Annotated in this window: 26 protein-coding genes and 1 riboswitch; of the genes, 12 read left to right on the top strand and 14 right to left on the bottom strand. The window is 71.9% G+C overall.

Annotated features, from left to right (window positions below):
* Positions 1-23: 23 nt before the first annotated feature.
* The 3 genes from ABII15_RS10885 to ABII15_RS10875 all read left to right on the top strand — a co-directional run bounded on the left by ABII15_RS10885 (position 24) and on the right by ABII15_RS10875 (position 2,878).
* Positions 24-725, top strand: coding sequence for a response regulator transcription factor (locus tag ABII15_RS10885; RefSeq protein WP_353942091.1), 702 nt, complete (start codon positions 24-26; stop codon positions 723-725).
* 52 nt (positions 726-777) lie between these two features.
* On the top strand, positions 778-1,806 hold the full coding sequence (locus ABII15_RS10880; RefSeq protein ID WP_353942090.1) for a 6-phosphofructokinase: 1,029 nt from the start codon (positions 778-780) through the stop codon (positions 1,804-1,806).
* Between the two features lie 73 nt (positions 1,807-1,879).
* Positions 1,880-2,878, top strand: coding sequence for a 2-hydroxyacid dehydrogenase (locus ABII15_RS10875; protein ID WP_353942089.1), 999 nt, complete (start codon positions 1,880-1,882; stop codon positions 2,876-2,878).
* Here ABII15_RS10875 and ABII15_RS10870 read toward each other — a convergent pair.
* Positions 2,830-4,725, bottom strand: a complete 1,896-nt coding sequence (locus tag ABII15_RS10870; protein ID WP_353942088.1) for an anthranilate synthase family protein — start codon at positions 4,723-4,725, stop codon at positions 2,830-2,832. The genes ABII15_RS10875 and ABII15_RS10870 overlap by 49 nt on opposite strands.
* Positions 4,726-4,846: 121 nt before the next feature.
* Entirely contained in the window at positions 4,847-4,906 is a 60-nt protein-coding gene (locus ABII15_RS10865; RefSeq protein ID WP_353947020.1) for a trp operon leader peptide, read from the bottom strand.
* 100 nt (positions 4,907-5,006) lie between these two features.
* On the opposite strand from ABII15_RS10865, the gene ABII15_RS10860 reads away from it, so the two are divergent.
* Positions 5,007-6,359, top strand: a complete 1,353-nt coding sequence (locus tag ABII15_RS10860) for a class II 3-deoxy-7-phosphoheptulonate synthase (RefSeq protein ID WP_353942087.1) — start codon at positions 5,007-5,009, stop codon at positions 6,357-6,359.
* Between the two features lie 168 nt (positions 6,360-6,527).
* Positions 6,528-6,767 (top strand): (2Fe-2S)-binding protein, encoded by a 240-nt coding sequence (locus tag ABII15_RS10855; protein WP_353942086.1) that lies wholly within the window; start codon positions 6,528-6,530, stop codon positions 6,765-6,767.
* 16 nt (positions 6,768-6,783) lie between these two features.
* Here ABII15_RS10855 and bfr read toward each other — a convergent pair whose 3' ends face one another.
* Complete coding sequence (gene bfr, locus ABII15_RS10850; RefSeq protein ID WP_111661814.1) at positions 6,784-7,263, bottom strand: bacterioferritin; 480 nt, start codon at positions 7,261-7,263, stop codon at positions 6,784-6,786.
* A gap of 176 nt (positions 7,264-7,439) precedes the next feature.
* Between bfr and ABII15_RS10845 the strand changes: the two genes are divergently transcribed.
* Positions 7,440-8,072, top strand: coding sequence for a sulfite oxidase-like oxidoreductase (locus ABII15_RS10845; protein WP_353942085.1), 633 nt, complete (start codon positions 7,440-7,442; stop codon positions 8,070-8,072).
* 27 nt (positions 8,073-8,099) lie between these two features.
* Here the strand turns inward: ABII15_RS10845 and ABII15_RS10840 are convergent, their stop codons facing one another.
* The 6 genes from ABII15_RS10840 to thiO all read right to left on the bottom strand — a co-directional run bounded on the left by ABII15_RS10840 (position 8,100) and on the right by thiO (position 13,860).
* Positions 8,100-8,627 (bottom strand): DUF4396 domain-containing protein, encoded by a 528-nt coding sequence (locus ABII15_RS10840; protein WP_353942084.1) that lies wholly within the window; start codon positions 8,625-8,627, stop codon positions 8,100-8,102.
* Positions 8,628-8,712: 85 nt separating this feature from the next.
* A complete protein-coding gene (locus ABII15_RS10835) occupies positions 8,713-9,576 on the bottom strand; it encodes a deoxyribonuclease IV (protein WP_353942083.1) in 864 nt (287 codons plus the stop codon).
* Between the two features lie 70 nt (positions 9,577-9,646).
* Complete coding sequence (pknB, locus tag ABII15_RS10830) at positions 9,647-11,584, bottom strand: Stk1 family PASTA domain-containing Ser/Thr kinase (protein ID WP_353942082.1); 1,938 nt, start codon at positions 11,582-11,584, stop codon at positions 9,647-9,649.
* 89 nt (positions 11,585-11,673) lie between these two features.
* Entirely contained in the window at positions 11,674-12,468 is a 795-nt protein-coding gene (locus tag ABII15_RS10825) for a thiazole synthase (RefSeq protein ID WP_353942081.1), read from the bottom strand.
* A gap of 7 nt (positions 12,469-12,475) precedes the next feature.
* A complete protein-coding gene (gene thiS, locus ABII15_RS10820; protein WP_353942080.1) occupies positions 12,476-12,676 on the bottom strand; it encodes a sulfur carrier protein ThiS in 201 nt (66 codons plus the stop codon).
* Positions 12,673-13,860 (bottom strand): glycine oxidase ThiO, encoded by a 1,188-nt coding sequence (gene thiO, locus ABII15_RS10815; RefSeq protein WP_353942079.1) that lies wholly within the window; start codon positions 13,858-13,860, stop codon positions 12,673-12,675. Before thiO ends, thiS begins: the two co-directional genes overlap by 4 nt.
* A riboswitch (TPP riboswitch) is annotated at positions 13,858-13,971 on the bottom strand. Its footprint overlaps the gene before it by 3 nt.
* A 52-nt stretch (positions 13,972-14,023) precedes the next feature.
* Between thiO and ABII15_RS10810 the strand changes: the two genes are divergently transcribed.
* From ABII15_RS10810 to ABII15_RS10785, 6 genes are all read left to right on the top strand, one after another.
* Positions 14,024-14,398: a hypothetical protein gene (locus ABII15_RS10810; protein ID WP_353942078.1), complete on the top strand. Its 375-nt coding sequence runs from the start codon at positions 14,024-14,026 to the stop codon at positions 14,396-14,398.
* 152 nt (positions 14,399-14,550) lie between these two features.
* The gene (locus tag ABII15_RS10805; protein WP_353947019.1) at positions 14,551-15,714 is read left to right on the top strand and encodes an FAD-dependent oxidoreductase; all 1,164 of its coding nucleotides are present in this window, start codon (positions 14,551-14,553) and stop codon (positions 15,712-15,714) included.
* Positions 15,715-15,796: 82 nt separating this feature from the next.
* Positions 15,797-16,162: an Rv2175c family DNA-binding protein gene (locus tag ABII15_RS10800; RefSeq protein WP_353942077.1), complete on the top strand. Its 366-nt coding sequence runs from the start codon at positions 15,797-15,799 to the stop codon at positions 16,160-16,162.
* Between the two features lie 83 nt (positions 16,163-16,245).
* A complete protein-coding gene (gene thiE / locus ABII15_RS10795) occupies positions 16,246-16,893 on the top strand; it encodes a thiamine phosphate synthase (protein WP_353942076.1) in 648 nt (215 codons plus the stop codon).
* Positions 16,894-16,967: 74 nt separating this feature from the next.
* A complete protein-coding gene (metF, locus tag ABII15_RS10790; RefSeq protein ID WP_353942075.1) occupies positions 16,968-17,888 on the top strand; it encodes a methylenetetrahydrofolate reductase [NAD(P)H] in 921 nt (306 codons plus the stop codon).
* Between the two features lie 45 nt (positions 17,889-17,933).
* Positions 17,934-18,815, top strand: coding sequence for a hypothetical protein (locus tag ABII15_RS10785; RefSeq protein WP_353942074.1), 882 nt, complete (start codon positions 17,934-17,936; stop codon positions 18,813-18,815).
* 22 nt (positions 18,816-18,837) lie between these two features.
* On the opposite strand, the gene ABII15_RS10780 is transcribed toward ABII15_RS10785, so the two are convergent.
* The 5 genes from ABII15_RS10780 to ABII15_RS10760 all read right to left on the bottom strand — a co-directional run bounded on the left by ABII15_RS10780 (position 18,838) and on the right by ABII15_RS10760 (position 24,844).
* Positions 18,838-20,334 (bottom strand): NAD(P)/FAD-dependent oxidoreductase, encoded by a 1,497-nt coding sequence (locus ABII15_RS10780; RefSeq protein WP_353942073.1) that lies wholly within the window; start codon positions 20,332-20,334, stop codon positions 18,838-18,840.
* Positions 20,335-20,377: 43 nt separating this feature from the next.
* A complete protein-coding gene (locus ABII15_RS10775; protein ID WP_353942072.1) occupies positions 20,378-20,992 on the bottom strand; it encodes a DUF4126 domain-containing protein in 615 nt (204 codons plus the stop codon).
* Between the two features lie 366 nt (positions 20,993-21,358).
* Positions 21,359-21,985: a TetR/AcrR family transcriptional regulator gene (locus ABII15_RS10770; protein WP_353942071.1), complete on the bottom strand. Its 627-nt coding sequence runs from the start codon at positions 21,983-21,985 to the stop codon at positions 21,359-21,361.
* A gap of 35 nt (positions 21,986-22,020) precedes the next feature.
* Positions 22,021-24,105, bottom strand: a complete 2,085-nt coding sequence (locus ABII15_RS10765; protein ID WP_353942070.1) for a YhgE/Pip domain-containing protein — start codon at positions 24,103-24,105, stop codon at positions 22,021-22,023.
* Entirely contained in the window at positions 24,077-24,844 is a 768-nt protein-coding gene (locus ABII15_RS10760; protein ID WP_353942069.1) for an ATP-binding cassette domain-containing protein, read from the bottom strand. Before ABII15_RS10760 ends, ABII15_RS10765 begins: the two co-directional genes overlap by 29 nt.
* Positions 24,845-24,859: the final 15 nt, after the last annotated feature.

Here is a 24,859-nt window from a genome sequence, read left to right as displayed (position 1 = left end):
CGGGGGAAGGCGGGACAGGAGCGATGAGCGAACAGCGTGCCGAGCAGGAGCCGGCCGGACAGCAGGCGATCAGAGTGATGGTGGTCGACGACCACCCGATGTGGCGCGACGCCGTCGCGCGCGACCTGGCCGCCGCGGGCTTCGACGTCGTCGCCACGGCGGGCGACGGCGAGCAGGCGGTGCGCCGCGCCCGGGCCGCGGCCCCCGACGTCCTCGTCCTGGACCTGAACCTGCCGGCCAAGCCCGGCGTCCAGGTCTGCAAGGAGCTCGTCGCCGCGTTCCCCGCGCTGCGCGTCCTGGTGCTGTCCGCGAGCGGCGAGCACGCGGACGTCCTGGAGGCGGTGAAGTCCGGCGCGACCGGCTATCTCCTCAAGTCCGCATCGACGGACGAGCTGATCGACGCGGTGCGCCGCACGGCCGTCGGCGACCCGGTGTTCACGCCCGGCCTCGCGGGGCTCGTGCTCGGCGAGTACCGCCGCCTCGCCTCGGAGCCCGCGCCCGCCGCCGACACGAACGGGCCGAAGGCGCCCGAGCTGACCGACCGCGAGACCGAGGTGCTGCGCCTGGTCGCGAAGGGCCTGAGCTACAAGCAGATCGCCGAGCGGCTGGTCATCTCCCACCGCACGGTGCAGAACCACGTGCAGAACACCCTCGGCAAGCTCCAGCTGCACAACCGCGTCGAACTCGTCCGGTACGCGATCGAACGGGGTCTGGACGACGCGTGACGCCGCGCGGGACAGTTTCCTGAACTGCTCACCGTGACAAGGGAGTTACGCGATGAGGGTCGGAGTACTGACCGGCGGCGGCGACTGCCCCGGGCTCAACGCCGTCATCCGGGGCATCGTCCGCAAGGGCGTCCAGGAGTACGGCTATGACTTCGTCGGATACCGGGACGGCTGGCGTGGTCCCCTGGAGAACGACACCGTCCGTCTCGACATCCCGGCGGTCCGCGGCATCCTGCCCCGGGGCGGCACCATTCTCGGCTCCTCGCGCACCAACCCCTTCCAGGCGGAGGGCGGGGTCCGCCGGGTCAAGGAGAACCTGGCCGCGCAGGAGGTCGACGCGCTCATCGTGATCGGCGGCGAGGACACCCTGGGCGTCGCCGCACGCCTCACCGACGAGTACGGCGTCCACGCCGTCGGCGTTCCGAAGACCATCGACAACGACCTCTCCGCCACCGACTACACCTTCGGCTTCGACACGGCCGTCGGCATCGCGACCGAGGCGATCGACCGGCTGCACACCACGGCCGAGTCGCACATGCGGGTCCTCGTCTGCGAGGTCATGGGCCGGCACGCGGGGTGGATCGCCCTGCACTCCGGGCTCGCCGGCGGCGCCAACGTCATCCTCATACCCGAACAGCCCTTCGACATCGATCAGGTCTGCGCCTGGGTCACCTCCCGCTTCCGGGCCTCGTACGCGCCGATCGTGGTCGTCGCCGAGGGCGCTGTGCCGCGCGACGGCGACATGGTCCTCAAGGACGAGTCGCTCGACTCCTTCGGGCACGTGCGGCTGTCCGGGGTCGGCGAATGGCTGGCGAAACAGATCGAGAAGCGCACCGGCAAGGAGGCCCGCACCACCGTTCTCGGCCATGTGCAGCGCGGAGGGACTCCGTCGGCCTTCGATCGCTGGCTGGCCACGCGGTTCGGGCTGCACGCGATCGACGCCGTGCGGGACGGGGACTGGGGGGCCATGGTCGCGTTGCGGGGGACCGAGATCGTGCGGGTGCCCATCGCGGAGGCGACGGCTCGGCTGAAGACCGTCGACCCTGCGCTCTACGAGGAGGTCGGCGTCTTCTTCGGCTGAGGTGGTTCCGGGGCTCCGCCCCGGACCCCGCTCCTCAATCGCCGGAGGGGCTTGATCGGCCTAGACTCACCCCATGGAGATTCTCGCTTTTGGTGTGCAATCGGACGAAAAGCCCCTCATCGAGAAGGCCTTCGCGGGGCATCACGACGTCCGCTGCCTCGACGTCTTCCTCAATGAGGACACGGCCCCCATCGCGGCGGGCTACGAGATCATCTCCACCAGCGTCAACGCCACCCTGAACAACCGTGTCCTGCAGACCCTCGCGGCCGGCGGCACGCAGATGATCGCCCAGCGCTCCACCGGCTTCAACAACATCGACCTGGAGGTCGCCGAGCGCCTGGGCCTGACCGTGTCCCGGGTCTCGTACTACTCGCCGTACTCGGTCGCGGAGTTCGCCTGGGCCCTCGTGATGGCCGTCAACCGGCGCATCGTCCGGGCGAGCATCCGCACCCGCGACTTCGACTTCCGCCTCGACGGCCTGATGGGCCGCGACATGCGCGGCCGCACCGTCGGCGTCCTCGGCACCGGCAAGATCGGCGAGGCGTTCACCCGGATCGCCCACGGCTTCGGCATGAACCTGCTCGGCTGGGACGTCGCCGAGAACCCGAACTGCACCGCCCTCGGCATGAAGTACGTCGACAAGGAGCAGCTGTTCGCCGAGGCCGACCTGATCAGCCTGCACGTACCGCTGCTCCCCGCCACCGAGCACATCGTCGACGCCGCCGCGCTGCGCACGATGAAGGACGACGCGATCCTGGTGAACTCCAGCCGCGGCGGCCTCATCGACACCAAGGCGCTGGTCGCCGAGCTCCGCGAGGGCCGCTTCACGGGCGTGGGCCTCGACGTCTACGAGGCCGAGGCGGGCCTGTTCTTCCTCGACAAGTCCCTCGACGTGGTCGAGGACGACACCCTGGCCCGCCTCGTCACCTTCCCGAACGTGCTGGTCACGTCCCACCAGGCGTACTACACCGTGGACGCGGTCGGGCAGATCATCGAGGCCACGGTGAAGAACGTCCTCGACTATCAGGCGGGCCGGCGCTCCGAGAACGTCCTGGTGCCGACCGCCAGCTGACCCATCAGCTCTTGCACGATCCCGGCGCCGCGCAGCGACAGCACCGACTCCGGGTGGAACTGGACCGACGCGAACCCGGGGCCGCGCAGCGCGTGCACCTCACCGCCGGCGTCCCGGGCGACCTCCACCTCGTGGGCGGCCAGCTCGCGCGCGGCCTCGTCGTCGCACGCCGCCACGAAGCTGTTGTAGAACCCGACGGTCTCCGTGCAGCCGAACAGGTCGATGTCGGTCTGCGCCCCCTGGTACGGCACCTCCTTGCGGACGATGTCCAGGCCCAGCTCGGCCGCGATCAGCTCGTGCCCGAGGCAGACGCCGAGCACACCGTGGCCGTGCGTACGCAGCACCTCGGCGGTCAGGGAGCGCAGGAAACGCATCTTCGGGTCGGCGAGGTCGGACGGATCGCCGGGACCCGGGCCGAGCACGACCGGCCCCTCGTGCGCGAGGACCCGCTCCCGCAGCCCCTCCACGCCCCCGTCGTCGTAGCGCCGCACGCTCACGTCGAGCCCCGAGGAGCGCAGCACGTGCGCCAGCATCGCGGTGAACGTGTCCTCGCCGTCCACCACCAGCGCGTGCCCGCTCAGCCGGTCGGCCCGCTCCTGCATCCGCAGCCAGAACGGGGCCAGGGAGGCCCGGCGCCCGTCGAGCGCCGCCCGCACCCGCGGGTCGTCGGCCAGGGCCGGGCGCGCGCTCTCCGCACGCGGCCGCGACGGCCGCACCCCGAGGGCGGCCAGCACTCCGGCGGCCTTCGCGTGCGTCTCGGCGACCTCGCCGCGCGGGTCCGAGCCGCGCACGAGGGTGGCGCCCACCGGCACCCGCAGCCGCCCGGTCGCCGTGTCGATGTCGGCGGTCCTGATCAGGATCGGCGAGTCGAGCGTCTGGGCGCCGCCCGCGTCCCGCCCGACCAGCGCGAGGGCGCCCGCGTAGTACCCGCGCCCGCCGACCTCGTGCCGCTCGATGACCCGGCACGCGTTCTGCACCGGCGACCCGGTGACGGTCGCCGCGAACATCGTCTCCTTCAGCACCTCGCGCACATCGAGGGTCGACCTCCCGCGCAGCTCGTACTCGGTGTGCGCCAGGTGCGCCATCTCCTTCAGGCGTGGACCGATCACGACGCCGCCCTGGTCGCCGACGGTGCACATCATCTTCAGTTCCTCGTCGACGACCATCGACAGCTCCTCGATCTCCTTGCCGTCGGCGAGGAAATCGAGCAGGTCGTCCGGGGTGGGGCCGGCCGCCGGATAGCGGTAGGTGCCGCTGATGGGGTTCATGACGACGGTGCCGCCGGACATCCGCACGTGCACCTCGGGGCTCGCGCCCACCAGCGTCCTGTCACCGGTGTGCACGACGAACGTCCAGTACGCGCCGCGCTCACCGTCGAGCAGTCGCCGGAACAGCGCGAGGGCGTCGGCCCGTGAGAATCCCGGGATCTCACCCTCGTACGTCCTGCGGATCACGAAGTTCGCGCCCTCGCCCCGCCCGATCTCCTCGCTCAGCACCCGGCCGACGATGCCGGCGTAGGTGTCGTCGTCGATGTCGAAGCCCCCGTCCCGGACGTCCACGGCGTGCCCGGGCAGCTGCCGCAGCGCCTCGGCGAGCGGAAGTTCGTACGACTCCTCGGGGCGCAGGACGGTCAGCGGGGTCCCGTCGTCACGGACGTCGAAGCCGCGTTCGCGGATCTGCCGGAAGGGGACCAGCGCCAGGCCCTCCGGGATGTCCGCGAGCCTGTCGTACGTGCCGACCGGACCGATCAGGACCTCGACCGTGTCGTGGTCGCGCCCCGGGGTGCGGCGGCGCAGCAGGGCGAACGGGCGGTCGTCGGTGAGGAGCTGGTGGATCGGAGCAAACACGGCAGGTGTTCCTTCCAGTGACTTTCGGAGGAGAGTCGGTCGGGAGGAACGGCCGCCGCTGGTGTCGGAAAACACTGAAGGCCGCCCCTCGGGCGGCCTTCGCGGATTCGGATACGCGCAGTCAGTGGGCCGCCGGATGTGCGGTCCACCACCAGGTGCGGGTCGAAAACTGCGCGAACATGTGCGGAACCATACCCGAGTGGGGGCTCAAGCGTGTCTGCCGCGTCTCAAAAGATGAGCGCCGGAATGGACACGCGACACGACCCCGTAGTGTTGGCGAGGTGACCGTGAACGCTAAGACCAGCGCGAGCGCTGGCAACACCTGGCGAGACCTGCCCGCGGCGCAGCAGCCCGAGTACCCCGATGCCGAGGCTCTGCGCGATGTGATCGCGGACCTCGAGTCGTATCCGCCGCTCGTCTTCGCAGGCGAGTGCGACCAGCTGCGTACCCGCCTGGCGGCCGTCGCCAAGGGAGAGGCGTTCCTCCTCCAGGGCGGCGACTGCGCCGAGGCCTTCGACGCCGTCTCCGCAGATCACATCCGTAACAAGCTCAAGACCCTGCTCCAGATGGGCGCCGTGCTGACGTACGCCGCCTCGGTGCCGGTCGTGAAGATCGGCCGGATCGCCGGCCAGTACTCCAAGCCGCGCTCCAAGCCGACCGAGACCCGCGACGGCGTCACCCTGCCGACCTACCGCGGCGACTCGGTCAACGGCTTCGAGTTCACCGAGGCCGCCCGCATCCCGGACCCCGAGCGCCTGAAGCGGATGTACCACGCGTCCGCCTCGACGCTGAACCTGGTGCGCGCCTTCACCACGGGCGGCTACGCGGACCTGCGCCAGGTGCACGCCTGGAACCAGGACTTCGTGAAGTCGTCCCCGTCGGGCCAGCGCTACGAGCAGCTGGCGCGCGAGATCGACAACGCGCTGAACTTCATGCGCGCCTGCGGCACCGACCCGGCCGAGTTCCAGACGGTCGAGTTCTACGCCTCCCACGAGGCGCTGCTGCTCGACTACGAGTCGGCGCTGACCCGCGTCGACTCGCGCACGGGGAACCTGTACGACGTCTCGGGCCACATGGTCTGGATCGGCGAGCGCACCCGGCAGCTGGACGGCGCCCACATCGAGTTCGCCTCGAAGATCCGCAACCCGATCGGCATCAAGCTCGGCCCGACCACGACGGCCGAGGAGGCGCTGCAGTACATCGAGCGCCTCGACCCCGACCGCGAGCCCGGCCGGCTGACCTTCATCGTCCGCATGGGCGCCGACAAGGTCCGCGACAAGCTGCCCGAGCTGGTCGAGAAGGTCACCGCCTCCGGCGCGACCGTCGCCTGGATCACCGACCCGATGCACGGCAACACGTACGAGGCGGCCTCCGGGCACAAGACCCGCCGCTTCGACGACGTGCTCGACGAGGTCAAGGGCTTCTTCGAGGTCCACAAGGAGCTCGGTACGCACCCGGGCGGCATCCACGTCGAGCTCACCGGTGACGATGTCACCGAGTGCGTGGGCGGCGGCGACGAGATCTTCGTCGACGACCTGCACCAGCGCTACGAGACGGCCTGCGACCCGCGCCTGAACCGCAGCCAGTCGCTCGACCTCGCGTTCCTGGTGGCGGAGATGTACCGCGACCAGTGACGTTCGGCGACCACGCGTCATGCCGTGGGGCGCGGATCACAGGGATCCGCGCCCCACGGCACTTTTGTGCTCCCGGGAGGCCGGGTAAGGTTAGGTTAGCCTCACCGACAAATCGGGACGGCACCACTGATGAGCGTCGACTTCGTCCCGACCGGGAGGTGAACCCGCGTGTACGTCTGCAACTGCTTCGGCGTCACCGAGGCGCAGGTCAGGAAGCACGCGGACGACGGTGCCTCCACGCCCCGCCAGATAGCCTCGGCCTGCAAGGCCGGCACCGACTGCGGTTCGTGCGTCCGCCGGATCCAGGCACTGCTGGGCCGGGGCGCGTGCCCCCGCAGGGAACTCGTCGAGCAGGGCGAGGCCGCGGTGGCACTCGCACCCCGGGCCGAACTCCCCGAAGCGGCCTGACCGGCTGTCGGACCGATCAGCTCTCGGGCTGCTCGATGAGCTGCGCGATGTACAGCGGCTCGCCCAGCTTCTCCACCAGCTCCAGCTGCGTGTCGAGATAGTCGATGTGGTGCTCCTCGTCCTCGAGGATCGACTCGAAGATGTTTGCGGACGTGATGTCGCCCTTGGCCCGCATCACCTCGATGCCCCGCTTCAGCCGGTCGATCGCCGCGACCTCGATCTGCCGGTCGGCCTGGAACATCTCAGTGACCGTCTGACCGACCTGGACGTGGAAGAGCCGCTGGTAATTGGGCAGGCCGTCCAGGAAGAGGATCCGGTCGGTCAGTACCTCCGCGTGCTTCATCTCGTCGAACGACTCGGCCCGGGTGTACTTCGCGAGCTTCGTCCAGCCGAAGTTCTCCTGCATCTTCGCGTGCAGGAAGTACTGGTTGATCGCGGTGAGCTCGGCGGTCAGCTGCTCGTTGAGAAATTCGATGACCTCGGGGTCGCCCTGCATCGCAGAGGCTCCTTCCAAGCGGGTGGACTGGGCAGGTTTCGCGCATCCTCGCACCGGGGCGGAAACCCGTCCAGTAAGTGCACGCTTAGTAGGAGTTGCCCGAATCGATGATCGACTGTCGCCCGCCGGCGCCCGCGTGGTCACGTCCACTGCCCGGGGTCTGTCAGGATGGAGGCATGGGTCATCCGGTGGAACGCGAGTCTGGGGGAGCGGCGCAGCAGGAGCTTCCGCCGGGACAGCGTCTGCAGCGCGGCTGGCCCGTCACGCACTACGGACCGGTGCCCAAGTTCCGCCCCGAGCGCTGGGAGTTCAGGGTCTTCGGGGCCACCGCCGACGGCGACAAGCACACCTGGAACCACGAGGAGTTCTCGGCGCTGCCGTACGGCACCGTGGTCGGTGATCTGCACTGCGTCACCAAGTTCAGCATGCTCGGCGCCGAGTGGGGCGGGGTGCGGGCCTCGACCGTGCTCGAACTGGCACCGCCGGCCCCCGACGTCACCCATGTGATGGTCTGGGCCGAGTACGGCTTCAGCTCCAACCTCCGGCTCTCGGACTTCGTCTCCGAGCGCACGATCTTCGCCACCCACAAGGGCGGTGAACAGCTCACCGCCGAGCACGGTTTCCCGCTGCGTCTCGTGGTGCCGCACCTGTACGCGTGGAAGGGCCCCAAGTGGGTCCGCGGCGTCGAGTACATGACCGCGGACCGGCGGGGCTTCTGGGAGGAGCGCGGGTACCACAACGTGGGGGACCCGTGGCGCGAGCAGCGCTATTCGTACCAGGAGGGGCCCGGGGAAGGGCCCGAGCTCTGAGCCCGGTCCCGCCCCGGGAGCCCCGCCTCAGTGGTGGTACCGGTGCACCACCGCGTGGCCCTTGCCGCGGCCGATCATCCAGCGGTTGACCGGCGTCGTCACCACGAAGGCCAGCGCGAGGGACACGGCCAGGGCGCCCCAGAACAGCACGTCGTCGAGGTGGGCGTCCATGGCGCTCGGCCACAGGGCGACGACCCCGTTGTCGATCAGCTCCATGACGGCGATCGACAGCGTGTCGGCGGCGAGCGCCACCCGGAACGCGGTCCGGAAACCGACGCCCGCCCGCAGCACCCCGCGCAGCGTGAGCGAGTAGCCGAAGACGAAGGCCAGCACGATCGCCAGCACCATCGTCGGGACATTGCCCCAGCCCAGCGCGGTGCCGATCACCATGCCGAGGACCTCGCCGATGGCGCAGCCGGTGAGGCAGTGCAGGGTGGCCTGGGCCGCCGTCGACCAGCTGACCCTGCCGGTCCCGTGATGGTGGTCGTGCGTGTGTTCGTGGCTGTGCTGCGTGTGCTGCGTGTGCTGCTGCGCGGTGTGCTCGTCGTGCCGCATGGGTCCCCCAGCGTCCGTCACGGTTCCTGTCACCGAAAAGAACCGTATACCCCCCAGGGGTATTCCGCCCCGAGGGGGACAATCGCTACGGACGCAGTTCCTTGAGGCGGGCCACGTCCGCGGCGTGCCCCTCCTTGCCGCCGGGCGTCTCGATGACCAGGGGAACGTTCTCGGTCGCCGGGTGCGCCATGAGCTCGCGGAACGGGTCGGCGCCGATGTGGCCGGAGCCGATGTTCTCGTGCCGGTCCTTGTGGGCGCCCGCGACATCCTTGGAGTCGTTGGCGTGGATCAGCTTCAGGCGGCCCTCGCCGACCGTCTCCACCAGCAGGTCGAGGGTCTGCTTCATGCCGGCCGGACCGGTCAGGTCGTGGCCCGCCGCGAAGATGTGGCAGGTGTCGAGGCAGACGCCCAGCTTCGGATGCCGGTCGAGCGCGTCGAAGTACGGGCCGAAGTCCCAGGTCCGCGAGCAGAGCGACGCACCCTGCCCGGCGGTCGACTCCAGGAGCAGAAACGGATCGTCGTCGTGCGTCAGCTCGTCGAGCAGCGGCAGCATGTGCTCCCTGACCTGCGCCAGCGCGACCTCGCGCGGCCGGCCGCCGGTGGCGGAACCGGTGTGCACGACCACGCCCAGGGCGCCGATCTCACGGCCGCGCCGCAGGGAGTGGCGCAGCGACTCCACGGACTTCTCGACCGTGGCCTCGGTGTGCGACCCGAAGTTGATCAGATAGGGCGCGTGGACGTACGCGGGGATGTTCTCGGCGGCGCACGCGGCGCGGAACTCCTCGTCCTGCCGGGGATTGCCGGTGGGAGTGGCCCAGCCGCGCGGGTTGGCGACGAAGACCTGGACGGTCTCGGCCCTGAGGTCGCGCGCGTAGGACAGTCCTACGGAGGCGAGGCCGCCGGCCACGGGGACGTGACCGCCGATCGGGTTGCGGATGCTGCTGTTCACCAGGCCCAGGGTGCCATGGTGGCCGCGGGCGGCCCGGCGCCGGGGCGGCGCTCGCCCCGGGCCCGGCGCACTACCTGATCGTGATCTTGATCGTCGATCCCTTGGGGGCCTCGTCGCCGCCCTGCACGGACTGCTTGTCCACGTGGTCGCCGAAGAGCCCGAGCAGTCCCCGGTCCTCGTCGACCTGGAACCCGGCGTCCTCCAGCGTGGACGTGGCCTCGTCGACCTTCATGCCCGTGACGTCCGGGACCTTCACCATGACCGGGCCCTTGGAGATCGTCAGGGTCACCGTGTCGCCCTCGGCGAGCTGCTTGCCCTCGCCCGGCGACTGCTCGGCGACATCGCCCTTGTCCTCGTCCGAGTTGACCCGCTCCGCGGCGATCCTCGCCTTCAGGCCCGCGTCCGCCAGATCGGCGACCGCCTCCTCCTGGGACTCGCCGGTGACGTCCGGGACGTCGACGGGGGAGCCCTTGGAGACGACGAGGGCGACCGCCGCGCCCGCGTTGCGCGTCGATCCCGCCTTCGGGTCCGAGCTGATCACGGAGCCCTTGGGGACGTCCTCGCTGAACGCCTTGGTCACCATGCCCGGCGAGAGCCCCGCGCCCTTGAGCCCGCTCCTGGCCCTGTCCAGCGGGGTGCCCCTGAGATCGGGAACCTTGACCGTCTTCGGGCCCTTGGACACGGTCAGGTTCACCGTGCCGTTGTCCCTGATGCGGCTGCCGGGCGCCGGGTCGCTGCCCATGACCGAGTTCCGGTCGAAGGCGTCGCTGTACTTCTCGGTGACCGTGCCGACCTTCAGGCCCGCCGCCTCGACGCGGTGCTCGGCCTCGGCCCGGCTCTGGCTCAGGATCCTGGGGACCTTGGTGAACTGGCCCGAGTTGATGTACCAGACGCCCGTGCCGATCCCCAGGGCCAGCAGCACCGCCGCGATGATCACGAAGAGGCCGCGGCGCGGACGGCCGCCGGTGCCGCGCGGTGGGGCCGGCGGCATGGGCGGCGGGGTCTGCAGCACGCTCGTGCGGTGGTACTGCTCCTCGTCCTGGACGGGCAGCGGCAGCTGGACCGAGGTGGCGCCGGCCGCGCGCGGGATCACGCTCGTCCGGTCGTCGGCCCCCACGTGCTCCGTCTCGTGGGCCTGCGGCGGCACCGCGTCCAGCTGGGCGTCGGACAGCGTCGCCCGGGCCGCGCGGACCTGGGCGAGGAACGCCACCGCGTCGTACGGCCGGACCCCGGGCGTGCGCGCCGTCGCCGAGGCGACCAGCTCGTCCAGCTCGTAGGGCAGGCCGGGGACGGCGGCCGAGGGCGGCGGCACGTCCTCGTTCAGGTGCTTGTACAGGATCTGCGCGGGGGAGTCCCCGAGGTGCGGCTTGCCGCCGGTGAGCATCTCGTACAGGACGACCCCGCACGCGTAGACGTCCACCGAGGGCGTCGCCGTGCCGTGCTCGATCTGCTCGGGCGCCAGATAGGACACCGTGCCGAGGACCGATCCCGTGGTGTTGGTGACCGTGTCGACGGCGCGGACGAGGCCGAAGTCGGCGACCTTCACCCGGCCGTCGTCCCCTATCAGCACGTTCTCCGGCTTCATGTCGCGGTGCACGAAACCCGCGCGGTGCGCCGCTCCGAGCGCGGCGAGCACCGGCTCCAGGATGTCGAGTGCCGCGCGCGGCCGCAGTGCCCCGCGGTCGCGCAGGACGTCGCGGAGCGTGCAGCCCGCGATGTACTCCATCGCCAGATAGACGTACGGGCCGTCGGTGCCCTGGTCGAAGACACCCACCACATTGGGGTGCGAGAGCCGGGCCACCGACTTGGCCTCGCGGATGAACCGGTCGACGAACGAGGCGTCGGCCGCCAGCGACGGATGCATCACCTTGAGCGCGAGCACGCGGTCGAGGCGGGTGTCCACGGCCCGGTAGACCGTGGCCATCCCGCCGACCGCGATGCGTGCGTCGATGCGGTACCTGTTGTCGAGCACATGCCCGAGCAGCGGGTCTTGAAGGGTCGTGTCCACGCAGGGAGTCTACGAGGAGCGACCGACAGCCCGGTCCCGTGCGGCAGGACCGGACCCGTACTGCAGCAGAGCTGTGACCGGCGGAGGCGTCAGAAGGCGGGGCGCTCGGGATCGAGGTCCGCGCGCCCCTCCCGGGGCGAGGACGCCTCGGCGAAATGGCGCCTCGGGATCCGCCCCGCGCGGTACGCGAGCCGTCCCGCCTCCACCGCGTGCCGCATCCCGTCGGCCATGAGGACCGGCTCCTGGGCGCGGGTCACCGCCGAGGCGAGCATCACACCGGCGCAGCCCAGCTCCATGGCGAACGCCACATCGGACGCCGTGCCCGCGCCCGCGTCCAGGATCACCGGCACGCGCGCGTGCTCGACGATCAGCTGGAAGTTGTGCGGGTTGCGGATGCCGAGCCCGGAGCCGATGGGGGAGCCCAGCGGCATGACCGCCGCGCAGCCCACGTCCTCCAGCTTGCGGGCCAGGACCGGGTCGTCGTTGGTGTACGGCAGGACGGTGAAGCCGTCGTCGACCAGCGTCTCGGCGGCGTCGAGCAGTTCGATGGGGTCCGGCAGGAGGGTGCGCTCGTCCGCGATGACCTCCAGCTTGACCAGGTCCGTGCCCAGCGCCTCGCGCGCGAGGCGGGCCGTCAGCACCGCCTCGCCCGCGGTGAAGCAGCCCGCGGTGTTCGGCAGCACCCGGATGCCCAGCTTCTCCAGGACCGACAGCACCGAGCCGTGGACGTCGGCGCTGACGCGCCGCATCGCCACCGTGGTCAGCTCGGTGCCGGAGGCGACGAGCGAGCGTTCGAGGACGTCGAGGCTCGGCGCCCCGCCCGTGCCCATGATCAGGCGCGAGGAGTACGTGGTGCCGCCGAGGACGAAAGCGTCGTCAGCCATGGGTGGTTCAGCCTCCTTGGACGGCGGTGAGGACCTCGACGCGGTCTCCCTCGGAGAGCGCGGTCAGCGGCCACTGGGTGCGCGGCACGACGGTCTCGTTGAGCGCGGCGGCCACTCCGGAGTGCGCGGTGGTGAGCGTGGCCACCAGGGCGCCGAGCGTGACCCCGGCGGCCACGGCACGCGGCTCGCCGTTGACAGTGACGTTCATGCGGGCTGCTCCAGGGTGGCGGCGCTGAACCGCCTCGGGGTGAACGGGCTTGCCTCTTCGGGGAGTTCCCCGGTGACCAGGGCATGCGCCAGCGCGTCGCCGGTGACCGGCGTCAGCAGCACGCCGTTGCGGTGGTGGCCGGTGGCGAGGTGCAGGCCCGGCAGCGCGGTCGGGCCCAGCAGCGGGGCGTTGTCGGGGGAGCCGGGGCGCAGGCCCGCGCGGGTCTCCGTCAGCGGCAGTTCCGTGATGCCGGGGACGAGCTCGTGGGCGTCGCGCAGCAGCTCGTAGACGCCGCCCGCGGTGACCGTGGTGTCCCAGCCCAGCTCCTCGGTGGTCGCGCCGACGACCAGCTCGCCGTTGACCCGCGGCACCAGATAGACGTGGCTGCCGCGGACCACGGCGCGCACGGTGCGGCTCAGGAACGGCGCGTACCGCCGCGGCACCGTCAGGCGCAGCACCTGGCCCTTGACCGGGCGTACGGGCGGCAGCACCTCGTCGGGGACGCCCGCGAGCTGCCCGCTGCGGCTCCCGCCCGCCAGGACGACCTGGCCGGCGTCGAGCTCCGTGCCGTCGGTGAGCGTGACGCCGCACGCCCGGTCCCGGACCACACGGAGCCGGTCGGCCCACGCCCGGCGCAGGACCACCCCGGAGCGCTCACAGGCCGTCAGCAGGGCGCTCGCGAGCCTCCTCGGGTCGATCTGATGGTCGCCGTCGACCCGCAGGCCCCCGCGCACGCCCGGCGCGAGCATCGGCTCCAGACGCCGGCAGTCGCGGCCCGACAGCCACTCGGAGTCGAGGCCCGACTTCCTTTGCAGCGCGTGCAGTTCGCGCAGATGGGCCCGGTCGTCGGCGTCGAGCGCGACGGCGAGCGTGCCGCACGCGCGGTAGCCGAGATCCTGCCCGGTGACCTCGGACAGCTCGGCGGCGAACGCCGGATAGCGGGCGGCCGAGGCGACGTTCAGGCCGAGCAGCGTCTGCTCGCCGTAGTGCAGTTCGGTGACGGCGGCCAGCATCCCGGCCGCCACCTGGGCGGCCCCGCCGCCCGGTTCGGGGTCCACGACCGTGACGGACAGCCCGCGCTGGGCGGCCCGCCACGCGGTGACCAGGCCGATGATGCCGCCCCCGACGACGAGGACGTCAGGTGCGGAAGGCTTGTTCGATGCTTCCGGTGGCGTACGCGACATGGGCGTCCAGCCCCTCCCTTCGCCGGCATGACCCGGATCAGGTTCGTACGGTCGGAGGCCGCTCCAGCCTCCCTCTCAGCCCGCTGCGTACGGGCTCCCGCGAGTGCTTTACGGTGGCCACCCTAGCCCTTCGGCCCGCGCCCCAGTAAGGGAGCCCTCACCCGTGGCACGCTCGCTCGACGGTCTCTTCCTCGCGCCTGTCGCCGACCAGGCGCCGGGCCAGGTGGGGACCAGGACCCGCTTCGCCTACCACGAGGAGGACGGCCGGATCTGGGCCGACTACGAGGGCGGCGACGTCGTCCGCGGACACCTCGTGGGCACCCGCACCGGAGACCGGCTCGACTTCCGCTACGTCCAGCTGAAGACCGACGGGTCCACCTCCTCGGGGCACTGCCTCTCCGCCGTGTCCGAACTGCCCGACGGGCGGGTTCGGCTCGACGAGACCTGGCGGTGGGAGTCGCAGGAGGGCCGTGGCACCAGCGTCGTCGAGGAGATCGCGCCCGCCGCGGGCCGCCCCGCGACCCCTGTTGATCTCTAAACCCGGTGACACGTGTGCAGGACGTCACTGCGCCCGACCGGCCCGCTCCGCTGACTGACGCAAGATCAGGTGCCTAAGGTGATCCCGTGAGCGAGCAGCAGAGCGGGAACACGGCTTCGGCGCAGCGACGCGTCGTCATCGTCGGCGCGGGCATGGCCGGAGTGCAGACGGCGGTGGCCCTGCGCGAACAGGGCTTCCCCGGCACGGTCACGCTGATCGGCGCCGAGCCCCACCAGCCCTACGACCGGCCGCCGCTGTCCAAGGCGGTGCTCCTGGGCAAGGCCGAGGGCTCCGCCTTCGACGTCGACTTCGAAGCGCTCGGCGTCACCGTGGAGCTGGGCCGCGAGGTCACGGGCCTGCGCCCCGGCGACCACGAGCTGGACACCGCGCAGGGCCCCGTCCCGTACGACGTGCTGGTCGTCGCCACCGGTGCCGAACCGGTGCGGTTGCCGGGCACCGAGGACGTCCCCGGAGTCCATCTGCTGCGCACCCTCGACGACGCCGAGCGGCTGCGGCCCGTCCTCGCCGAGCAGCACGACGTGGTGGTCGTGGGGGCGGGCTGGATCGGCGCCGAGTTCGCCACCGCCGCGCGCGAGGCGGGCTGCCACGTCACCGTCGTGGAGGCCGCCGAGCGCCCGCTGGCCGGGGCGCTGCCCGCCGAGGTCGCGGCCCCCATGGCGGCCTGGTACGCGGACTCGGGCGCCGAACTGCGCACCCGCGCGCGTGTGGCGCACGTCGAACCCGGGACCGTGGTCCTGGACGACGGCACGCGCCTGCCCGCCGGGGCCGTCGTCGTCGGCATCGGCGCCCGCCCCGCCACCCGCTGGCTGGCCGGCTCCGGCATCGCCCTGGGCGACCACCACGAGGTGCTGGCCGACGACGGGCTGCGCACCTCCGTGCCCGACGTGTACGCGGTGGGGGACTGCTCGTCGTTCCCCTCGGGGCGCTACGGACAGCGGCTGCTGGTCCACCACTGGGACAACGCCCTCCAGGGCCCGCGCACCGTGGCGGCGAACATCATCGGGGAGACGCCCGCCGTCTACGACCCGGTGCCCTACTTCTGGTCCGAGCAGTTCGGCCGCTTCGTGCAGTACGCGGGCCACCACCAGAGCGCCGACACCGCCGTGTGGCGCGGCGACCCGGCCGGCGCCGCCTGGTCGGTGTGCTGGCTGCGCGACGGCGCCCTGGTGGCCGTCCTCGCGGTCGGCAAGCCCCGCGACCTGGCCCAGGGCCGCAAACTCATCGAGGCCGGCACGGTCCTGGACCCCGACCGGCTGGCCGACCCGGCCCGCCCGCTGAAGTCCGCCGTGGCCTGAGCGGGGCCCCGAGCCGTTCCGGAAACACCTGGTCAGACGGCCCCGGCTTCCGACTGTCAGTCCGGGATGGCACGCTTGTCCCGTGACCGAGATTGACGCAAAGATCGATGCTCTCGTCCCCGAGTGGCTGACCCTCCCCGACATCGCCGAGCAGATGGACGTCGAGGTGACGCGCGTGCGCCAGCTGGTGAAGGAAGGCCAGCTGATCGCCGTACGCCGCGGTGAGAACCGCGCACTGCACGTGCCGGCCGCCTTCATCGACGGCGACAAGATCGTCAAGGGGCTCGTCGGCCTCCTGACGGTGCTGCGGGACGACGGCTTCTCCGACGAAGAGACGCTGGAGTGGCTCTTCACCGCCGACCCGACCCTGCCGGGCACGCCCGCACAGGCGCTGAGCGAGAATCGCGGCACGGAGGTGAAGCGTCGCGCCCAGGCGCTCGCCGTCTGACCTGATCGCCGTCCGGCGTGCGCGCCCCGCACCGCGTGGGGCGCGCACGCCACCGACACCGCTCCATCCACGGGGGGATTTCCATGGCAGACCTCAAGCGCGACCTGCTCGCCGACGCACGGGTGTACCTGTGCACCGACGCGCGCAAGCGCCAGGGAGACCTCCCGGAGTTCCTCGACGCCGTCCTGGCGAACGGGGTGGACATCGTCCAGCTGCGCGACAAGGGCATGGAGGCCGGCGAGGAGCTGGAACACCTCGCCGTGTTCGCCGACGCGGCCCGCCGCCACGGCCGGCTGTTCGCGGTCAACGACCGGGCGGACGTCGCCCACGCCACCCGCTCGGACGTGCTGCACCTGGGCCAGGGCGACCTGCCCGTGCCCGCCGCCCGCGCCGTCCTCGGCGCCGACGTGCTCATCGGCCGTTCCACGCACGCCGAGGCGGAGGCCGAGGCGGCCGCCGTCCAGGACGGCGTGGACTACTTCTGCACCGGCCCCTGCTGGCCGACCCCCACCAAGCCGGGCCGCCACGCACCGGGCCTCGACCTCGTGCGCCACACCGCGGGCCTCGGCACCGACCGCCCCTGGTTCGCCATCGGCGGCATCGACCTGGGGAATCTGGACGAGGTCCTGGAGGCCGGCGCCCGCCGTGTCGTGGTCGTGCGGGCCATCACCGAGGCCGACGATCCGGGCGCCGCCGCAGCCGAGTTCGCCAAGCGCCTGCGCTCCGCGTGACACCGGGCTCCGGCCCCTGTCCGCAGGGTGGACGGGGATTAGGGTCTGTCGGAATCCGTCAGTAACCTGCCCGTATGGCCCTAGGTACCTCTTCCACCAGGACTGATCGCGCCCGCACCGTGCGCGACATGCTCGCGACCGGCAAGACGACATACTCCTTCGAGTTCTCCGCGCCGAAGACCGCAAAGGGCGAGCGCAACCTGTGGAACGCGCTGCGCAGGGTCGAGGCCGTCGCCCCCGACTTCGTCTCCGTGACGTACGGCGCGGGCGGCTCCACACGCGCGGGCACCGTCAAGGAGACCGAGCAGATCGTCGCGGACACGACGCTCACACCGGTCGCCCACATCACGGCCGTCGAGCACTCCGTCGCCGAACTGCGCAACATCATCGGGCAGTACGCCGACGCCGGGATCCGGAACATGCTCGCGGTGCGCGGCGACCCGCCCGGCGACCCGATGGGCGACTGGATCTCGCATCCCGAGGGGCTGACGTACGCGGCCGAACTCGTCGAGCTGATCAAGGAGTCCGGCGACTTCTGCGTGGGCGTCGCCGCGTTCCCCGCGATGCACCCGCGCTCCGCGGACTGGGGCTCCGACGTGCGGCACTTCGTCGACAAGTGCCGGGCGGGCGCCGACTACGCGATCACGCAGATGTTCTTCTACCCGGAGGAGTACCTGCGGCTGCGCGACAAGGTCGCCGCCGCCGGCTGCGACACCCCGATCATCCCCGAGTGCATGCCCGTGACGAGCGTGCGGATGCTCGAACGCCTGCCCAAGCTGAGCAACGCGGACTTCCCTCCGGCGTTGAAAGAGCGGATCCTCACAGCCAAAGACGATCCGGCCGCTGTACGCTCCATTGGCATCGAGTTCGCTACGGAGTTCTGCGCCAAGCTGCTTGACGAGGGAGTGCCCGGTCTGCACTTCATTACGCTCAACAACTCGACTGCGACGCTGGAAATCTACGAGAACCTGGGCCTGCACGATCAGCAGGCCTGATGGGCCGTACCCACCTGGGGCTGCGGCCGTACGAGAGGGGCGTACATGGGCTGGGCGGTCCTCTACATCGCGTTCGGACTGGTGGCGCTGTGGCTGCTCGGTGAGGTGCTGCTGCAGTACAAGGCGCGGCTGCGCTGGCGGCTGCTCGCCTTCGGCGGCTTTCTCGGGGTGGTCCTCGGCGTCCTGATGCCCTCGGTGATCGTCATCGGGCTCGGCGCCATCGCCTTCGCGATCGGACAGACCTACGTCACGCTGTCGTTCCGCCGCGGCTTCGCGTCCGGCTGGGCCCTGAAGAAGGGCGACCAGGCGGCCGAGGCCACGGGCGGGCGGCGCGGCAGGAGGGAAACGGTCCGGCAGGACCCGACCCTCGAAGTCTCCGACCTGGAGTTCGAGAAGGCCGCGCAGGACACGGCGGACGCGGGAGGCGACTTCCCGCCGATGCCGGAGAGCGCGGCCGAGTCGACCGCCGTGTACGCGCCGGAGCCGATGCCCGAGGACACCGGCCAGTACGGCGTCTACAGCGACGCGGCGTACGCGCAGGCGCACCACCAGGGCACGCAGCAGGACTACGGCTACGACACCGGGTCCTACGGCTACGACCAGCACACCTACGGGTACGACAGCGGGCAGCAGCCCTACGCGGCCCCGTACTCCGACCCGTACATCGGGGCGCAGAGCTACCCCGAGCAGCCCCAGTACGGCGACCCGTACGCCACCGGCCAGCAGCAGTACGGCGACTCGTACGCGACGGGCGGCGGCTACGGCGGGGAGACCCCGCCCGGCGGTGTCTGGGTGCCGCAGCAGCGCGACGGCGACGAGTACGGCGGCGAACTGCCGCCCGAGCAGCCCTATCCCGCGTACCCGCAGCACGACCCGAACACCGGGTACGACACCGGGTACCAGCAGGAGCAGCAGTACCGGTACTGAGCGGACGGGACCGCGGCCCGGCTCACTGCGAGCCGCGGAACTCCGGTCCCTCCACGATCAGTCCCGTCACCAGCGCCCCGGACATGCCCGCGTGCGGCAGCCCGCCGCCCGGGTGCGACCAGCCCCCGACGGCTAGCAGCCCCGGCAGCGGGGTGCTGTTGGCCGGGTGGAGCAACTCGCCCCGCCCCGCCGCCAACGCGGGCGCGGGCACGGCGCCGCCGTCCGCGCCGGTGGCCTCCGCGATGTCGCGCGGGGTGCGGACCTCGTGCCACAGCAGGCGCTCGCGCAGCTCGGGCACCGCGCGCCCGGCCGCCGCGAGGACCGACTCGACGTCGGCGTCGGACACCTCGGCGCCGGGCGGCACCGTCACGGTGACGGTCACCGCCTCGTGCTCCTCGTCCGGCACCTGAGCGGCGTCGCCCGGACGCAGCACCGTGACCGTCGGTCTGTCGGGGCGCGCGGCGCCGTCGAACAGCCAGGCCGTCTCGGCGCCCCGGTCCGTGCCGTGCGCCACCGTGCGGTGCGGGGTGCCCTCGGGGCGCGGGCCGCGCAGCGCGAGATGCACCGTGAGCCGGCTGGGCACGGCCGCCTCGGCGCGGGCCGGGACCGCGCCGCGCACGGACCGCCCCGGCACCAGTGCGTCGAGCGCGCCGGGCGCGACACCGGCCACGACGAACGCGGCGTCCTCCACCGACCCGTCGGCCAGCTCGACGCCCGCCGCGCGGCCGTCCTTCTCCACGACCCGGGTGACGGCCGCACCGAACCTGAACTCGACCTTCCGCTTGAGGCAGCGCGCGTACACCGCGTCGGCGAGGGCCCGCATGCCGCCGGTCACCGCCCAGGTGCCGAAGGTCTGCTCCATGTACGGCAGCACGGCCGCGCTCGCCGGTGCCGTACGGGGATCGAGGCCGTGTCCGAGCGCGTAGCTCTCCAGGAGCGCCACGAGCCGTGGGTCGCCGCCGAACTCCAGGTCGCCGATGGCGGCGAGGGTGACGGCCGTGCGGGCCTTGCGCAGCAGCCGCTTGTGCGGCACCGCCGGGTAGGGCTCGCGCTCGGCCAGCACCTCCCAGTTCGGCCACAGGGGTTCTTCGAGCAGGGGGCGGCGCGAGCGGTCCCAGGCCTCCCGCGCCCGGTCCATGAACGCCGACCAGCGCGCGCCCGCGCCCGCGCCGACCGTCGCGTCCAGCGCCTCGGCCACGCCCGCCCGCCGGGCGTTCGGCAGGTCCGCCGTCGTGCCGTCCGCGAAGACGTGCCGCACGGCGGGCTCCACCTGCGTGAGACCGACCAGGTCCTCCAGGGGCTCCTTGCCGGTCTTGATGAACAGGTCGCGGTAGACCGCCGGGAGCGGGAGCAGGCCGGGGCCCGTGTCGAACGCGAAGCCGTCGCGCTCGAAGCGGCCCACCGCTCCGCCGTACGTCGACGCGCGCTCGAAGACCACCGGTCGGTGGCCCGCCACGGCCAGCCGAGCGGCGGCCGCCATGGCGCCCATCCCCGCGCCGATCACCGCAATTCGTGCCATGCCAGGGACTGTATCGGCCGCCACCGACAACGCCGCCGCCAGGTCAGGGCGGGGGCGGCGGCTCCTCGCGGGCGATCCGCCGCTCCTCGCGCCGCTGGGCCCGTCTGCGCAGGAACCGGCGGATGCGGCTGATGAGAAAGAACAGCACCACCAGGCCGGCGACGAGCAGCACCGCCGCGATCACCGCGGCCGCCACCGGATGGAACATCGCGAACGTCACGACGCCGGCGACCCCCAGGTCCTCGGCGGTGGACAGCACGAAGTTCGAGGCCGGTTCGGGCGAGGTGTTGACCGCCATCCGGGTGCCGGCCTTCACGGCATGGCTGGCCAGCGCCGTCGAACCGCCCACCGCGCCCGCCGCCAGATCGGACAGCGACCCGCTCTGCCCGGCGAGCAGGGCTCCCACGACCGCGCCCGCCACCGGCCGGATCACGGTGTGCACCGAGTCCCACACCGAGTCCACGTACGGGATCTTGTCGGCGACGGCCTCGCACAGGAAGAGCACGCCCGCCGCGATCAGCACATCGGGGCGCTGCAGCGACTCGGGGACCTCGTCGGTCAACCCGGTCGCGCCGAAGACGCCGAGCAGCAGGACCACCGCGTACGCGTTGATGCCGCTCGCCCAGCCGCTGGTGAAGACCAGGGGGAGTACGGACACGGAGGTGATCGTAACCAGTGGGGAACTCTCCGTGCCTGGGGATGAGCGCGCCGGTCTGAGTATCCGTACCTAGATGGGGAGATGAGTAGGTGCGCGGATGGGGTTCTACCTGCGTAGACGGAAGAGTGGAGGCCACGGGAAGGGCGCGGCCCCGGCACCGCCGACACGGGGCGGCGGAACGGGAAGCGGCGTCCTTGGCCGCTCCTCTCGCCCGGCAGGGCGGGAGCGAGGCACGGGGGACCGAGGGAGACCCGACGGGGGAACGACGGGGATCCCACGGGGGAACAACGGGGGATGCGCCGGTCCGGTGAAGCCTGAGAGCAGTTCACAGGCCTTGCCGGACCGGCGCTCTTACGTGCGTGGCCGTCAGGCCTTTCCGGTCAGTGGCTGCCCGCCGCCCACCCGCCCCTGGAGCAGCAGCGACAGCGCGGCGTGCACATCGTCCAGCGAGCGCTCCGGCTGGAACGCCTGCCAGTCCAGGGCCGCCACCAGGACCATGCCCACCAGGGCCGCCGCCGTGAGCGGCACGTCGATCTCCTCGCTCAGCTCGCCGCCGGACACGGCGTCACGCAGCACGCCCTCCACGACGGCCACCGCCTCCTGGCGGACCACGGCGAGCGTGGACTGCCAGGCGCGGTTGGTGCGCCACAGCTCGGCGACGTACAGCTGGGTGAAGGCCGGGTACTCGTCGATGAAGACCAGACCCGCGCGGATCATCGCGTCCAGGGCGTCGACCTTGCTGCCGCCCCGGGCGGCCGCCTTCCCCGCCGCGTCCCGCAAGGAGGCGGTCAGCAGCCCGACGCCGTGCCGCAGCAACTCCTCGAAGAGGACCGACTTGCTGGCGAAGTTGTAGTAGACGGTGCCCTTCGCCACCCCGGCGCGCTCGGCGATCTCGTCGACCGTCGTGGCGGAGAAACCCTGCTCCGCGATGAGCGTGACAGCGGCCTCGTAGAGCTTCTGCCGGGTGGCCTGGCGCCGTGTGCTGCTTTCCATGCCCCTGATTCTCACAGGCGGCCGGGCGGGCGCGCTCACAGGCTCAGCTCCGGGTGCAGCCGGTCCAGGGTCCACACCTGCTTGCGCCGGGCGGTCAGGGCGGTGAGCGCGAGGGCGCCCGCGGTGAAGGCCGCCAGTACCGCGCACGCCTGCCACACCGGCCCCGGTCCGCCGCCGGAGATCAGCCTGCGCAGCGCCTCCACGACGTAGCTCATCGGCAGGTAGGGGTGGATCGCGTTGAAGAAGCCCGGGCTGGTCTGTACGGGATACGTGCCGCCCGCCGACGTCAGCTGGAGCATCAGGAAGGCGAGGACGAGGATGCGGCCCGCCGCCCCGAAGCGCGCGTTCAGCCACTGCACGATGGCCGCGAAGCACGCCGTGACCAGGCACAGGAAGCCGACGGTGCCCGCCGCGTGCAGCATCTGGAGCCCGAGCGCCCAGTGCAGGACGGACATCAGGGCCGCCACCTGGAGCACGCCGAGCGCGGCCACCGGCAGCCAGCCCGCGAGCGTCACCCGCCAGGACGAGGCGCCCACGGCGAGCGCCCGCCGGTTCAGGGGCGCGATCAGCATGTAGGCGACCATCGCGCCGACCCACAGGGACAGCGGAATGAAGTACGGGGCGAAGCCCGTCCCGTAGTTGGGCGCCTTGTGCAGCGACTGGGAGGCGAGCCGCACCGGGTCCGCCATCACCCCGGTGCGCTGGTCACGGTCCTTCTTGCCGTAGTCGGGGATCTTCCCGACACCGTCGTGCAGCCCGCCCGCCAGCTTCCCCGAACCGTCGGCCAGTCGGTACATGCCGCCGTCGAGATCCTGCGCGCCGGTCTCCAGCCTGCCGACGCCGGAGTCGAGGTCGCCGGCGCCCGCCGAGGCCGTGCCGAGTCCCGTGTGCAGCGTCCGGGCGCCCGCCGCGACCTGCCCGGCACCGTCGTTCAGGCGGTTGATCTGGGCGACCGCCTTCTCGACGTCCCGGTCGAGGGTCGGGGCGTGCCGGGCGAGAGCGGCGGACTGCTCCTGGAGCGTCGCCAGATTCTTGTCCATGGCCGCCAGGTCGCCGTGCTGGTCCTGGACGAGGGTGTTCAGGTCGTCCGAGACGGTGGCGACGTCCGCGGCCGCCGTCATGGCCTTCTTCAGATCGGGGCAGGCCGGGTCGTCGAGCAGTGCCTGCGTGCAGCGCCGTTCGTAGATCGCGGTGAGGATGTCCGATCCCGCGTGAGCGCCCTGGCGGGCGGTGGGGGCGAGCCGCACCAGGTCGTCCAGGTGGCGCCGGACGCCCGCGGCCGAGTCGGAGACCAGCCGCGCGGTGTCGCCGATCGTCTTCTTGTTGTCCTTGAGGAAGGGCAGCACCTGGTCGGCCGCGCCGTTGACCCGGCTCGCGAGCAGCCGCGTACCGTCGGCGACCTGCCGTGACCCGGACTCCAGGTCACCGGCCCCCTTGTCGAGCCTGGTCAGCCCGCTCGCCAGGTCACCGCTGCCCTTCTTGGCGTCCTTCAGGCCGTCGGCGAGCTCCTTGGAGCCCTTCTTCGCCTTGCCGATGCCGCCCCTGAGGTCGTCGGCGCCGTCGGCCGCCTTCTCGGTCGCGTCGTGGATGTCGGAGAAGGAGATGAAGATCTTGTCGAGGAACGAACGCGACGCGTTGGTGGACGCGGCCGAGCGCACCTCCGAGAACACCGTCCGCGAGATCTGCCCGACGATGTAATTGTTCGCGTCGTTCGTGCGCACCTGGAGGGCGCCGGTCTCGGGGGCGTCCCCGGAGCTGGACGCGATGCGCGCGCTGAGGTCCTTGGGCATGGTCAGCGACAGGTAGTACGTGCCGTCCTCCACGCCCTTCGCGGCCTGCGCGGAGTCGACCTCGTGCCACTGGAAGGTGTCGCTGTCGTACAGCCCGTCGGTGATGTCGTCGCCCGCGGTGATCTTCTGGCCGCCCGCCTTCGCCCCCTTGTCGTCGTTGACGAGCGCCACCGGGATCTTGTCGAGCCGCCCGTACGGGTCCCAGAAGGACCACAGGTACAGCGCCCCGTAGAGCAGGGGCAGCAGCAGAAGCGCGACGAGCGCGGCGCGCGGCAGCTTCCCCCTGCCGAAGCGCCTCAGCTCAAGCGCGGCCAGCTTCGGCGAGCGCATCGGCCGTCTCCTTGTCGGTCGTGGACGGGTCGTCGGTGCGTACGGGGGCGGTCGACACGGTGAGCGCGCCCTCGGGGGCCTCGCTGCACACGGCGAGCACGGTGGTGCCGTCGGCGGTGATGGCCCGCAGCTGGTTCCAGACCTCGTCCCGCTCACGGTCGGAGAGCTTCAGGTCGGTGTCGTCGACCCCGATCAGCAGGGGCCGGCCGACGAGCGCGAGCGCCAGGGAGAGGCGCAGTGCCTCCACGCGCTCCAGGTCGCGCACGGCCGTACGGGCCTTCTTGGGCAGCGTGTCGAGATCGAGCCCCGCACCGGCCAGCGCGGTGTCGATCCGCTGCCGGGCCAGGGCCGCCCGCTCCCGGCGCGGGCGCAGCAGCGCACGCCACGAGCCGTCGAACCGGCGCTGGAGCAGCGCCCGCTCCCGCAGGTGCTCGGCGACGGTCAGCGCCGGATCGAGATCGGTCACCCCGGGCACGTGCGCGAGCGCGCTGACCCGCCGGACGGCGGCCGCCCGCTTCGGCAGCGCGAGACCGGCGACGCGGGCCGTGCCCTCGGCCGGGCGCATCCGTCCCGTCAGCGCGAGCAGCAGACAGGTGCGGCCGCTGCCGGACGGCCCCTCGACCGCGACGAGCGTCCCCGGCTCCGCGTCGACGCCGACGTCCCGGAACGCCCAGCCGCGCGGCCCCTTCACCCCGAACCCCGCGGCGACGACGGCGGCCCCTCCCTGCGGCCCGTCCATGACCCTCCCCTTTTG

It is taken from the genome of Streptomyces sp. HUAS MG91, assembly GCF_040529335.1.
Taxonomy (GTDB): domain Bacteria; phylum Actinomycetota; class Actinomycetes; order Streptomycetales; family Streptomycetaceae; genus Streptomyces; species Streptomyces tabacisoli.
The sequence above is the reverse complement of the archived record's forward strand: the minus strand, read 5'-3'. Positions and strand labels throughout refer to the sequence as shown.

Coding starts and splice junctions, on each gene's coding strand:
- ABII15_RS10885 (WP_353942091.1), top strand. CDS start 24: ATGAGCGAACAGCGTGCCGAGCAGGAGCCGGCCGGACAGCAGGCGATC.
- ABII15_RS10880 (WP_353942090.1), top strand. CDS start 778: ATGAGGGTCGGAGTACTGACCGGCGGCGGCGACTGCCCCGGGCTCAAC.
- ABII15_RS10875 (WP_353942089.1), top strand. CDS start 1,880: ATGGAGATTCTCGCTTTTGGTGTGCAATCGGACGAAAAGCCCCTCATC.
- bfr (WP_111661814.1), bottom strand. CDS start 7,263: ATGCAGGGCGACCCCGAGGTCATCGAATTTCTCAACGAGCAGCTGACC.
- ABII15_RS10845 (WP_353942085.1), top strand. CDS start 7,440: ATGGGTCATCCGGTGGAACGCGAGTCTGGGGGAGCGGCGCAGCAGGAG.
- ABII15_RS10840 (WP_353942084.1), bottom strand. CDS start 8,627: ATGCGGCACGACGAGCACACCGCGCAGCAGCACACGCAGCACACGCAG.
- ABII15_RS10825 (WP_353942081.1), bottom strand. CDS start 12,468: ATGGCTGACGACGCTTTCGTCCTCGGCGGCACCACGTACTCCTCGCGC.
- thiS (WP_353942080.1), bottom strand. CDS start 12,676: ATGAACGTCACTGTCAACGGCGAGCCGCGTGCCGTGGCCGCCGGGGTC.
- thiO (WP_353942079.1), bottom strand. CDS start 13,860: ATGTCGCGTACGCCACCGGAAGCATCGAACAAGCCTTCCGCACCTGAC.
- ABII15_RS10805 (WP_353947019.1), top strand. CDS start 14,551: ATGGCCGGAGTGCAGACGGCGGTGGCCCTGCGCGAACAGGGCTTCCCC.
- thiE (WP_353942076.1), top strand. CDS start 16,246: ATGGCAGACCTCAAGCGCGACCTGCTCGCCGACGCACGGGTGTACCTG.
- metF (WP_353942075.1), top strand. CDS start 16,968: ATGGCCCTAGGTACCTCTTCCACCAGGACTGATCGCGCCCGCACCGTG.
- ABII15_RS10785 (WP_353942074.1), top strand. CDS start 17,934: ATGGGCTGGGCGGTCCTCTACATCGCGTTCGGACTGGTGGCGCTGTGG.
- ABII15_RS10780 (WP_353942073.1), bottom strand. CDS start 20,334: ATGGCACGAATTGCGGTGATCGGCGCGGGGATGGGCGCCATGGCGGCC.
- ABII15_RS10770 (WP_353942071.1), bottom strand. CDS start 21,985: ATGGAAAGCAGCACACGGCGCCAGGCCACCCGGCAGAAGCTCTACGAG.
- ABII15_RS10765 (WP_353942070.1), bottom strand. CDS start 24,105: ATGCGCTCGCCGAAGCTGGCCGCGCTTGAGCTGAGGCGCTTCGGCAGG.
- ABII15_RS10760 (WP_353942069.1), bottom strand. CDS start 24,844: ATGGACGGGCCGCAGGGAGGGGCCGCCGTCGTCGCCGCGGGGTTCGGG.